The sequence below is a fragment of the Zoogloea oryzae genome, from assembly GCF_030161255.1.
Taxonomy (GTDB): Bacteria; Pseudomonadota; Gammaproteobacteria; order Burkholderiales; family Rhodocyclaceae; genus Zoogloea; species Zoogloea oryzae.
The window spans coordinates 2,468-13,112 of the sequence record NZ_BSPX01000096.1 but is presented as its reverse complement, the minus strand read 5'-3'; the positions used below and the strand labels follow the sequence as shown (position 1 = coordinate 13,112).

Annotated in this window: 10 protein-coding genes and 1 pseudogene; 8 read left to right on the top strand and 3 right to left on the bottom strand. The window is 69.4% G+C overall.

Translation table 11 applies throughout. The features are described 5' to 3' along the window. Positions 1-345, top strand: a pseudogene (locus QQK25_RS20595) (extracellular catalytic domain type 1 short-chain-length polyhydroxyalkanoate depolymerase); the annotation flags it as partial. A 23-nt stretch (positions 346-368) separates the two neighbouring features. Beyond that, on the top strand, positions 369-1,436 hold the full coding sequence (locus QQK25_RS20590) for an ADP-ribosylglycohydrolase family protein (protein ID WP_284189646.1): 1,068 nt from the start codon (positions 369-371) through the stop codon (positions 1,434-1,436). Here the strand turns inward: QQK25_RS20590 and QQK25_RS20585 are convergent. Further along, the gene (locus QQK25_RS20585) at positions 1,433-1,729 is read right to left on the bottom strand and encodes a DUF2502 domain-containing protein (RefSeq protein WP_284189645.1); all 297 of its coding nucleotides are present in this window, start codon (positions 1,727-1,729) and stop codon (positions 1,433-1,435) included. The genes QQK25_RS20590 and QQK25_RS20585 overlap by 4 nt on opposite strands. 169 nt (positions 1,730-1,898) lie before the next feature. On the opposite strand from QQK25_RS20585, the gene QQK25_RS20580 reads away from it, so the two are divergent. From QQK25_RS20580 to QQK25_RS20565, 4 genes are all read left to right on the top strand, one after another. After that, a complete protein-coding gene (locus tag QQK25_RS20580; protein ID WP_284189644.1) occupies positions 1,899-2,408 on the top strand; it encodes a hypothetical protein in 510 nt (169 codons plus the stop codon). A gap of 83 nt (positions 2,409-2,491) precedes the next feature. After that, a complete protein-coding gene (locus tag QQK25_RS20575; protein ID WP_284189643.1) occupies positions 2,492-2,884 on the top strand; it encodes a magnetosome magnetite crystal formation protein family in 393 nt (130 codons plus the stop codon). Beyond that, positions 2,881-3,876, top strand: coding sequence for a 4Fe-4S binding protein (locus QQK25_RS20570; protein WP_284189642.1), 996 nt, complete (start codon positions 2,881-2,883; stop codon positions 3,874-3,876). The genes QQK25_RS20575 and QQK25_RS20570 overlap by 4 nt, the downstream gene beginning before the upstream one ends. Then, complete coding sequence (locus tag QQK25_RS20565) at positions 3,873-4,361, top strand: hypothetical protein (protein ID WP_284189641.1); 489 nt, start codon at positions 3,873-3,875, stop codon at positions 4,359-4,361. The genes QQK25_RS20570 and QQK25_RS20565 overlap by 4 nt, the downstream gene beginning before the upstream one ends. Before the next feature lie 9 nt (positions 4,362-4,370). On the opposite strand, the gene QQK25_RS20560 is transcribed toward QQK25_RS20565, so the two are convergent. Both QQK25_RS20560 and QQK25_RS20555 read right to left on the bottom strand, forming a co-directional pair. Further along, complete coding sequence (locus QQK25_RS20560; protein ID WP_284189640.1) at positions 4,371-6,725, bottom strand: PAS domain S-box protein; 2,355 nt, start codon at positions 6,723-6,725, stop codon at positions 4,371-4,373. 145 nt (positions 6,726-6,870) lie between these two features. After that, entirely contained in the window at positions 6,871-8,355 is a 1,485-nt protein-coding gene (locus tag QQK25_RS20555; RefSeq protein ID WP_284189639.1) for a protein adenylyltransferase SelO, read from the bottom strand. 197 nt (positions 8,356-8,552) lie between these two features. Between QQK25_RS20555 and QQK25_RS20550 the strand changes: the two genes are divergently transcribed. Continuing rightward, positions 8,553-9,578 carry a PEP-CTERM sorting domain-containing protein gene (locus QQK25_RS20550; RefSeq protein ID WP_284189638.1) on the top strand — a complete coding sequence of 342 codons (1,026 nt, stop codon included), beginning with the start codon at positions 8,553-8,555 and terminating at the stop codon, positions 9,576-9,578. A gap of 136 nt (positions 9,579-9,714) precedes the next feature. Beyond that, a partial coding sequence (locus QQK25_RS20545; RefSeq protein WP_284189637.1) for a HAMP domain-containing protein occupies positions 9,715-10,645 on the top strand: 931 nt, incomplete at its 3' end.

The following is a 10,645-nucleotide window of genomic DNA, read 5'->3' as shown; positions in this document are numbered from 1 at the left end:
CTGCCGCCGCTGGTGCTGATCCACGGCGACCTGGACCCGGTGGTGTCCTTCGAGAGCGCCCGCGCCTCCGCCGGGCTGTGGCTCGACCTGCTGCCCGACGGCGTGATCCCACGCGAGCAGGAGGACGAAGTGAAGCGCCGCACCCGGCGCGCGGTGGTCCGCCACGACTGGAAGACCGGCCGCCAGCCCTACGTGCGCCTGCTGCGGGTGCGCGGCCTGGGCCACGCGTGGAGCGGCGGCGCGTCCGGGCAGGCGTTCTCCGACCCCACCGGGCCCGACGCCCTGCGCCTGGCATGGACGTTTTTCGCGGCTACGATGGAACAAGGGGCTGCGCCGCGGCTCTGACCTGCTTTCAGCCGGAGACCGCCATGCCCGCCGACCGCCTCCAAGACCGCGCCGCCGGTGCCCTGCTGGGCGCCTTCATCGGCGATGCCCTCGCCCTCGGGCCCCACTGGTATTACAACCTCGACGAACTGCGCGCCGACTTCGGCGAATGGATCACCGGCTATACCGACCCCAGGCCCGGCCGCTACCACGCCGGGCTCAAGGCCGGCGACCCGTCCCAGGCCGGCATCCTGCTGGAGCTCACCCTGCGCTCGCTGGTGGAGCGGGGCGGCTACGACGAAGCGGATTTCTGCCGGCGCCTGGATACCGAATTCTTTCCGCAGATCGACGGCACGCCCATGGCGGGCCCCGGCGGCTACACCAGCCAGTCGATCCGCGAAGCCTGGCGCAAGCGCGTCGTCGATGGCCAGCCGTGGGGCGCCTGCGGCGGCAACGCCGACACCACCGAAGCCGCCGAGCGCATCCTCGCCATCGCGGTGCGCTACGCCCGCCAGCCGGCCGAGCTGGCGTCGGCGGTCACCCGCAACACGGCGCTCACCCAGACCGACGGCACGGTGCTGGCGATGACCGTCGCCTTTGGCGCGGTGCTCGGGATGCTGGTGGAAGGCCACACCCTCGACGGCGAGCTGTCGGGCAAGCTGATGGCGCGGGTCAAATCCGGCGAGCTGCCCTTTCATGCGGTGACCAGCGGCAACCTGCAGGCCCCGACCGGCGCCGAGGCGCCCACCCTGGGGCGCTTCCCGTCGCCGGACGCGCTACTGGGCCCGTCCAACATCGCCCGCGCGGCGCTCGACCCCGGCGTGCGCATCGAGCCCGCGTGGAAAGCCTCGCTGGTGTATGGCATGCCCTGCGCGGTGTATCACCAGTTTCCGGCGGCGTATTACCTGGCGGCGCGCTTTGCGGGCGACTTCGAATCGACGGTGCTCCACGCCGTCAATGGCGGCGGGCAGAACCTCGCCCGGGCGATGCTCGCCGGTGCGCTGGCGGGCGCCCAGGCGGGGCTGTCGGGGATTCCCCGGCGCTTCGTGACCGGCCTCGCCCGCTCGGACGAGCTGGTGGGGCTCGCCGAGCGGCTGGCCCTGGCGGTCTAGCAGCGGCCCTTCTTGGCCTGGCCCGGCGGACAGTGGCCTTCGTTGCCACGGCCCGGGTGGGGTTCGCAGCGGCCGCGGAAGTTCTTGCGGCCCTCGTAGCGATGGCAGTTGTCGCGCCACCAGCCCTCGTCGCGCCAGCGGTCGCCGTCCCAGTAGCGCCCATCGGGGTTGCGGTCGCCGATGTAGAGCGATACGCCGGGGGCGCGGATCGACAGGTCGACGTCGATGGCCGAGGCTGGCGCAGCGGCCAGCGTGGCGACAAGCAGGAAGGGCAGACAGAGGATCGGACGCATGAGCAGCTCGCAGGATGAGGAAGACCCCCCGACTATACGGCCCGGCGGGCGGTTCTGCCCGGTGACGACAATCTGAATGGGCGGCTGCCCGCATCGGCATGACATCGTTACAATGTCCCGATAAAAGCAATCACCACCCGGCACCACGGGACACGGGGAGACAGACAGCATGGCCGTCATTTTTACCAAGACCGAGCGCGGGCACGCCGAGATCACCAGCCGGGCCGGGGGGCTCAGCCCACGGGTGCGTCGGGTGCTGATCTTTGTCGATGGCAAACGCACGGTTGCCGAGCTGCGCGACATGCTCCAGTACGACGACCTCCAGCACACCCTGGGCCTGCTCGAGGAAGAGGGCTACATCGAGATGGCCGGCGTGCCCGGGCCGGGCGGACGGGCCCACGAGACGCCGGCCGCCATGCCGTCGATGACGACCTTCCGGCTGCACCCGCCGGGCGACGATCCGGTGCGCCTCCAGAAGGCCCGCAACTTCATGCTCAACACCCTCAACGCCTTCGTCGGTGCGCTGGGCACGAGCTCCCTCCAGGACCGCATCGAGGCTGCCCGCAACCAGGCCGACCTGCGCGCCCTCTTCGACGAGTGGTACTACGCCATCGTCAGCTCCCGCGACGGCCGCCGCGAGGCCGAGCACCTGCGCGGCAAGCTGCTCGAGGTGATCTGAGCGCCGGCGTACTCGCGGCGTGCCGGCCGGTCTTGCGGTGCATCAATTACGCGCCGGCCGCTGCGCACTAAGCTGGGCCTGCCATGGATGATCCCAGCCTTGATTTCAACACCCCCGGCCGCGAGATCGCCGTCGCCGCGGAGGCGCTTTACCTCGCCAACCTGATGATCGTTCCGGGCATCGCCTTCGTGGCGCTGCTGGTGCTGTGGTTCCGCGAGCGTGAGCGGGCGCCCGATCTGGCCCGCAACCACCTGCGCCAGACGCTGGCGGCCAGCCTGTGGGCCGGCGCGCTGCTGGTGATCGCCAACGCCGCCATCATCCTGGCGGGCGGTTACGACTCACCCCACACCTGGATCATCGTGATCCTGTATTTCACCACCTGCCATTCCACCCTGATCTTCTGCGGCGCCATCGGTCTGGCCAAGGCGCTGGCGGGCAAGCCCTTCCGTTTTCCGCTCATCGGGCCGACGGCATGAACGCGCGGGTGATCCCCATCAAGCCGGTCGGCACCGCCGCCGCGCCACCCGACGGCGGTCGCCAGCGGCTACGGCGCTGGGCCCAGGCCGGGTTCTTCGTGCTGTTCGTCCTGGCGCCGGTGTTCAACCTGCTGCGCTACGACCTGGTGGCCGGCCACGCCTGGCTGCTGGGCTTTGAATGGCACGCAGGGCTGGAGGATTTCTCGGCCGGGCGCATCGACGCCCTGGGCGCCGTGGGGCGGGTGATCGGCCGGGTGCTGCTGCCCATCCTCGTCGCCGGTGGGGTGCTGATCTGGGTGTCGTGGAAGTGGGGGCGGCTGTACTGCGGCTGGCTGTGCCCGCATTTCTCGGTGGTCGAGACGATCAACGCCTACATGCGCCGGGCCACCGGCAAGCCCAGCGTGTGGGAGCCGCGCGCGCTGCCACCCCGCGAGCCCGATGGCCGCCCGGTGCGCTACGACAAGCGCTGGTGGTTCATCACCGTGCCGCTGGCGGTGGGCTTTGCCTTCGTGTGGGCGGTGGTGCTGCTCACCTACCTGCTGCCGCCCTTCCAGGTGTATGGCCACCTGCTGGCCGGCACGCCGACGCGCAACGAGTTCATCTTCATCACTGCCGGCACCATCGTGCTGTCGGCGGAGTTCCTCTTCGCCCGCCACCTGTTCTGCCGCTACGCCTGCGCGGTGGGGATGTTCCAGAGCCTGGCGTGGATGGGCAACCGGGAGGCGATGGTGGTCGGCTTCGAGCGCGACCGCGCGGCCGACTGCGCCAGCTGCTACAGCGCCTGCGATCACGTCTGCCCGATGCGCCTCAAGCCGCGCAACATCAAGCGCACGATGTTCACCTGCACCCAGTGTGCCCAATGCGTGAGCGCCTGCGAAACCACCCAGCAGGACAACCCCCGCGGCCCGCTGCTCCAGTGGGTGGCCGGCGAGGCGGCGCGCCACAACGAGGCGGCCTTTGCCGCGCCGAAACCGGAAAGGAAATCCCAGTGACTGGCTTCAACGACTTTGCCATCGCCCGGGCGCTGCATGTGTTTGCGGTGCTGCTGTGGATCGGCGGCGTGGCCTTCGTGACGATGGTGCTGATCCCCGCCTGCCGGGCCCAGGCCGAGGCGGCGAGTCAGCTCGAGCTCTTCGAGCGCCTGGAGCACCGCTTTGCCGCCATCGCCCGCTGGAGCGTGCTGCTGGCGGGGGCTTCGGGCCTGTGGCTGACCTGGCGGCTGGACGCCTGGAGCCGCTTTGCCGATCTTGCCGGCTGGTGGTGGATGCACGGGATGGTGGCGGTGTGGACGATCTTCGCGCTGATGCTCTTCGTGCTGGAGCCCTTCGTGCTCCACAAGCTCTTCCAGGCCCACGCCCGCCGCGACCCGCTGGGCACGATGGCGCGCATCCAGCGGGTGCATGTGGTGCTGCTGACCTTCAGCCTGATCGTGGTGATCGGCGCCGTGGTGGGGAGCCACGGCGGCTGGCGCTTCTGAGCGTCGGCCTCAGTGCTGGCGCAGCCAGCGGACCACGGTGGCGTAGAGCAGCGCCGGCTCGACCGGCTTCGAGAGAAAGTCGTTCATCCCGGCCGCGGTGCAGCGCTGGCGATCCTCCGAGAAGGCGTTTGCGGTCATCGCGATGATCGGCACGTCGCGGCCCCAGGGTGCCGCGCGGATCTCGCGGGTGGCTGAGAGGCCATCCAGGCCAGGCATCTGCATGTCCATCAATATCAGCGCGTATTGCCTGGCCGCGGCCATCGTCACGGCCTCCAGTCCGTCGTTGGCCACATCCACCACAAGCCCCAGCTCGCCAAGCAGCTCGCGGGCGATCTCCTGGTTGACCGGCTCGTCCTCGGCGAGCAACACATGCGCCCCATGAAGGGCGCCCATCAGTAGCGCCTCCAGGTTGTCAGCCTCGGGTTCGGGCTGGGCCAGCGGGCTGACCGCCTTCTTCAGCCTTGCAGTAAACCAGAACACGCTGCCGACACCCGGTGTCGAGTTGGCGCCGGCCTCGCCGCCCATCAGCTCGGCCAGGCGACGCGCGATGACCAGGCCGAGGCCCGTGCCGCCGTGCTTGCGGGTGGTGGCGTTGTCGCCCTGCTCGAAGGCCGAGAACAGGCTGGCGAGTACCTCCGGCGCAATGCCGGGGCCGGTGTCCTCCACCTCGAAGCGCAACAGCGCGTCGTCGTCGCTCTCGTCTGCCAGGGTGAGGCGCAGGGTGACGCGGCCCCGGTCGGTGAACTTGATGGCGTTGCTGGCGAAGTTGAGCAATGCCTGACGCAGCCGCGTCGGGTCTCCGATCAGGTGCGGTGGCCCCTCTGGCGCCTCAACGTTCAGGCGCAGGGATTTCTCTGTCGCGCGGTTTTCCATCAGCGCAGCTGCTTCGTGGAGCAGCGCGGCGGGGTTCAGCACGATCTGTTCGAGCTGCAGCCGGTCGGCTTCGATCTTGGAGATGTCGAGGATGTCGTTGATGACCTGCAGCAGGTGACGGCCGGCGGCGTCGATCTTGCCAACCTGCGCCGCCTGGCGGGCATCGAGCGAGGTGCGGTTGAGCAGGTGGGTCATGCCGATGATGGCGTTGAGCGGGGTACGGATTTCGTGGCTCATGTTGGCCAGGAAGGCGCTCTTGGCCTTGTTGGCGGCTTCTGCCTCGGCGGCACGACGCTGCAATTCGGCGTGGAGCGAGGCGATGTGGGCATCCATCGCCTTGCGTTCGCGGTTGTCGCTCATCGTGGTGCTGCTGAAGGCGAAACTGCCGTCCGGATGGCGGATGAGTTCGGCGCTCACCCGCACGGGCAGCTCGCTGCCGTCCTTGCGCCGGACGTCGAATTCCACGTCGGAGATCCGCCCGGTTCTGATGAACTCGGCAAACTGCCGCTCGAAACGAGCGATCTCGTGGGGCGCCAGCACGTCGCGGATGTTGAGCTTGCCGATCACCTCGTCGCGGCGGTAGCCGAGCATCCGCAGTTCGGTGTCGTTGATGGCGACGAACTGGCCGTGGATGTCGATCGAGTGGTAGCCGCAGGGCGCCTGATTGTAGAGCGTGTCGATCTCGGCGCTGCGCTGGCGGACGAGCGTCTCGAGGTGGTGACGGTAGCCGTTCAGTTCCGCCTCGACGCGCTTGCGCTCCGAGATGTCCGAGTGGGTGCCGGCCATCAGCAGCGGCGAGCCATCGGTGTCCCATTCGACGACGCGGCCTTTGGTCAGGACCCACTTCCAGCTGCCGTCCTTGGTGAGGCAGCGCAGCTCGACCTCATGAAAGGGCGCGTGGCCGTGGAGATGGCGCTCGATGGATGCCGTGGCGGCCGCAAAGTCGTCCGGATGGACGAGCTTGGGCCACTCCGACACCGACAGGTCGCGTTCGCCCAGCTCGAAGCCGAGCATGGACTCGAAGCGGGCGCTCACCTCGAAGGTTCCGGTCTTGAGGTTCCATTCCCAGAAACCCTGGTTGCTGCCTTCGAGCACGCGGGCATGGCGGTCGTCGCTGGCGCGCAGCCGCTGCTCGGCGTGGCGCTGCCCGGTGATGTCGCGCAGGGCGAGGCAGATCCACAGCCCCTCGGCGTCGGTCTGGAAGGCGCTGGCGTGGAATTCGGCGATGAAGGTGGGGCCGTTGGCGCGCCGGCAGTGGAACTCGCCCTGCCAGTGAGCGCCTTCGGCGGCGGTGTCGAGTCCGGGCAGGGGCTGCGTCTCGCTCAGCCCGGCGAGGTTGTGCCCCAGGAGGCCGTCCGTCCCGTAGCCGACCAGCCGGCACGCGGCCTTATTGACGGCAACGATCTCGCCGTCCCGGCGGCAGCAGACGAGGGCCTCCGGGCTGTGAACGAAAAGGGCCGACGCAATGTGGGCCGGCGGCGAAAAGGGCATGGACAGACTCCGGTGGGGCCAGCAGGACTTTACGGCACGGCAGGTTCAAATCTGACACAAATTTTCACGATTCGTGCAGCTTTGCTCCGTCCTTGATCCGAGCCCCGCCTGGCCGTCGGCCGGCCGCCTGCGCCGAGGCCCGGGTTCAGCTCGAACAGCTCACCGACAGGCTCCCCGCCCAATCCGGCGGCGGGGCGGCGAAGCGTTCGAACTCGGGCTGCTCGTCGAAGGGCTTCGACAGGCACGCGAGCACCGTGGTCGTCTCGCTGAAATCCCCCGCCTGGGCGGCGCGGATGGCCGATTCGGCGATCCAGTTGCGCAGCACGTACTTGGGATTGACGGCGCGCATCGCGGCCTGGCGCTCGGCATCGGGCCGGCCTTCGGCCTTGAGTCGCGCGCGCCACAGGTCGATCCACGCATCCAGCGCGAAGCGGTCGATCACGATGTCGCGGAGCGGGGCGTCGGTGGCGGCGCGCTCTGCTTCATTCACCTCGGCCGGCAGGGACGACAGCAGGCGGAAGAACTGGGTGAAGTCGATGCGCAGGCGCTGGAGCACGCCGAAGGTCTCGCCGACGAAATCCTCGTCGCCGGGCAGGGCGTCGGCCAGGCCCAGCTTGGCGCGCACCCGGGCCATGAAGGTGGCCTCGAAGGTGGCGGTGTAGTTGTCCTCGATGGCGGCCTGCACGTCGGCCCGCTCGCCCACCAGCGACGACAGGGCGTGGCCCAGGGCGTAGAGGTTCCAGTGGCCGATCTGGGGCTGGGCGCGGTAGCTGTAGCGACCGTGGTCGTCGGAGTGGTTGCAGATGTGGCCGGCGTCGAAGGTGTCCATGAAGCCGAAGGGGCCGTAATCCAGCGTGAGGCCGAGGATCGACATGTTGTCGGTGTTCATCACGCCGTGCATGAAGCCCACCGTCTGCCATTGGGCCATCAGGCTGGCGGTGCGCCGGGCCACATCGGCCAGCAGCGCGGCGTAGGGGTTGGCGGCGTCGCGGCACTCGGGGCGGAAGCGGTCGATCACGTAGTCGGCCAGCTGGCGGAGTTCATCGGTGTGCTTGCGGGCGGCCCAGTGCTCGAAAGAGCCGAAGCGGATGAAGCTCGGCGCGAGGCGGGTGACCACCGCGGCGGTTTCGATGGTCTCGCGGCGCACCGGCTTGTTGGAGCCCACCACGCACAGGGCGCGGGTGGTGGGGATGCCCAGCGCGGCCATCGCCTCGGAGCACAGGAACTCGCGGATGCTCGAGCGCAGCACCGCGCGGCCGTCGGCAAAGCGCGAGTAGGGCGTCTGGCCGGCGCCCTTCAGCTGGATCTCCCAGCCGCTGCCTGCGCCGGCGACTTCGCCCAGCAGGTGGGCGCGGCCGTCGCCCAGCTGGCCGGCCCACATCCCGAACTGGTGACCGGAATACACCGCGGCCAGAGGCTCGCTGCCCGGCAGCAGCTGGTTGCCGGCAAATATCTGGGCAAACTCGGGCCGGGTGAACTCGGCCGGGTCGAGCTGGATCAGCGCGGCGGCGGCGGGGCTGGCGGCGACGAGGTAGGGATCGGGCAACGGGGTGGGCGGCAGCCGGGTGTAGAAGGCGTCTGGCAGCCGGGCGAAGGCGTTGTCGAAGGGCAGGGTTTCGAGGGTCGGCATGATCGTGTTGGGGGAATGATTGTTATTTGACGTATGCGGGTCGGACTGGCGCGCCCGGGGCTTTGTTCCGCCCGGGGCGGATGGTAGCCGGGTGTAACCGATCTGGAACCTTTTGTCGGATAGGCTGGGCTCCACAGGCAGCGCTTGCGTCGCGGCCTGTCATGTCGATAAAACAACACGCTTCAGGGGGTCTCACCATGTCTTTCAAATCCTGGACGGCAGCCGCGCTGCTGGCCGGTGCCGTTGTTGCGCCGGCCGCCCACGCTACCGTCGTCAGCTACAGCCAGAATCTCGTCTTCAACGCCGCCAGCCAGAGCTTCTGGGGGCCCGGCGGCTCGTCGGCGAGCTTCAGTTCGTCGCGCATGTTCGGTTCGGACGGGCTGGGCATCTCGTACGCGGTGTCGGCCAGCACCGGCACGATCTCCGGCGCCTACGCCGGCACCATCAGCGGTTCGTACATGGACTGGGCCGGTGGTGACAGCGAGATGTGGCGGGGTTCTTTTGCCTTCACCGGGGCCGGCGGTCGGTCGCTCTCGTCGCTGATCGGCGCCAACATCAACGTGACGGCCCATGCCCTTGGCGGTGACGTATGCATCATCTGTGCCAATTATTCCCTGAGCGGCACGCTGGCCACCGGGCCGGCCCTTGACCAGCGAACCTCCGTGAGCAGCAGCCTGCCCTTTGCCCAGCCCGGCGTGGGCGCCAACATCGGCATCGGCAGCGTGAAGGCCGGGGTGGACCTGAAGATCCAGGAGAACCTGAAGTTCACCCCGCTGGCGGTGTCCTCCGTGCTCAAGGCCACCAGCCAGAACGGCACGGTCTTGTCGCAAAACGTCTATTTCGACGTAAACGGTGCAGCCATCGACATCGGCCTGTTCCTGCCCGAGCGGGGCAACTGGAGCTTCGATTTCACCGACATCAAGCTGGTGAACACCTTCGACAACGACTTTCTGCTGAACATCGACCCCTTCGTGTCCTACACCGCGGGCGTGCGCTGCGGCGATCCCGGCACCAACCGCGACAACGGCTGGTTCTGCCTGGCCGACGATAAGGCCACCTTCCACCTCGCCGGCGTGTCGCTCTACAACGGCGACCCGTTTGCGCTGAACTTCTCCAGCCCCGACGCCACCGCCTTCTCGGTGCATGAGGCGCCGGAGCCCGGCAGCCTGGCGCTGCTGATGGGCGCGCTGGGCGTGGGCGGCCTGCTGCACCGCCGCCGCTGATCGCAGACACGCCACGGCAGCCCTGCGCGGCCGTGGCGCTGCGGGCAAATTGCCCGGCGGGGATGGGGTAATCTGCGGGGCGCACCGCGCCCTGCCGCCTGAGGCGGGGCTTTGTCCTCATCCCTCGTCTGCCTGCATGACCGATCGCCCGCCCGCACCGCCCGCCGCTCCGGCCGCGGTGGATCTCAAACACCACCTGCTCCTGCGGGTGAGCCTCTTTGCGCTGGCCATCGGCGTGCTGGCCACCGTGGTGGTGCTCCACCAGACGCGGGAGCGCATCCGGGGCCACATCTCCCGCTCCGGCGTCACCGTCGAGCGGCTGATCGCCGGCGAGGCCGACCAGCTGCGCGACGCCTTCCGGCGCAGCCTGGACGGCCTGACCCTGGCGTCGCTGGACGGCATTGGCCCGCTCCTGGGCATCTGCGTGGCGGTGGAAGACCTCTACAAGCGCCCGGTGGTGAACCGCTGCTTCCACGAAGACGGCGCGGCGCCGGCCCCGGTGCGCTGGGCGCTGGCCCGGCTGATCGGCCCGGATCTCGCCTATCGCGGGGTGATCGGCCAGTACCCGGGCGTCAAGGTGGGCGAGTTCGTCGTCACCCCCGATCTGGACAGCGAGGGCCACGCCGCATGGGTGCAGATCCGCACCGTGCTGGGCATGAGCCTGGCGATCCTGCTGCTCAACCTGCTGATCTACCGCCCGGTGCGCCGCGCGCTGCGCCCGGCGGATCAGATCCTGGCGGTGCTCGGGCGGATGGAGGCCGGCGACCTGTCGGCGCGGATGCCGCGCCCGCGGCTGATCGAGCTGCGCCGCATCGCCGCCGGCTTCGACCACCTGGCCGAGCAGCTCCAGAAGACCCTCGCCGCCCAGCGCCAGCTGGCCCAGCGTCTGCTGGCGGTGCGCGAGGAGGAGCGCCGCCGGCTGGCCCGCGAGCTGCACGACGAATTCGGCCAGTGCCTCGCGTCGGTGGGGGCCGAGGCGGCCTTCATCGCCGCGCGGGCCGAATCGACCGACCCCACGCTGCTGCCGGCGGCCCGGGCGGTGTCGGCGGTGACCGGCCACATGATGG